We start from the raw sequence: 264 nt of genomic DNA, 5'->3' as shown, positions 1-264 counted from the left end.
AGCCTTCATTGCAATGTCGAGCAGCGCAGAAGGATTCATATCGTCTTCAAAGAAGCTGACGGCCATCGAGCAGCAAATATCAGCTGAATGGAAACCGGGATGGATCGCATCGCGAGTCGCAACAACGCCGCCGACCGGGATCGTGCCTGGTGCAGAGCCAGATGGGCAAGCATCGGGCATCACAGCACCGCGAACGATAGTTGGAGTCCGCATCAGCTCATCCATGTGCGCAACGACTGATTTTACATTATCGCGCTCATCTTC

Annotated in this window: 1 protein-coding gene; it reads right to left on the bottom strand. The window is 54.5% G+C overall.

The window, feature by feature from the left end; translation table 11 throughout:
• Positions 1-225: hypothetical protein (locus tag RMT89_RS43605; RefSeq protein ID WP_315889297.1), on the bottom strand; the 225-nt coding region annotated here is incomplete at its 3' end.
• Positions 226-264: the final 39 nt, after the last annotated feature.

The organism is Streptomyces sp. P17, assembly GCF_032436805.1.
Taxonomy (GTDB): domain Bacteria; phylum Actinomycetota; class Actinomycetes; order Streptomycetales; family Streptomycetaceae; genus Streptomyces.
The sequence above is the reverse complement of the archived record's forward strand: the minus strand, read 5'-3'. Positions and strand labels throughout refer to the sequence as shown.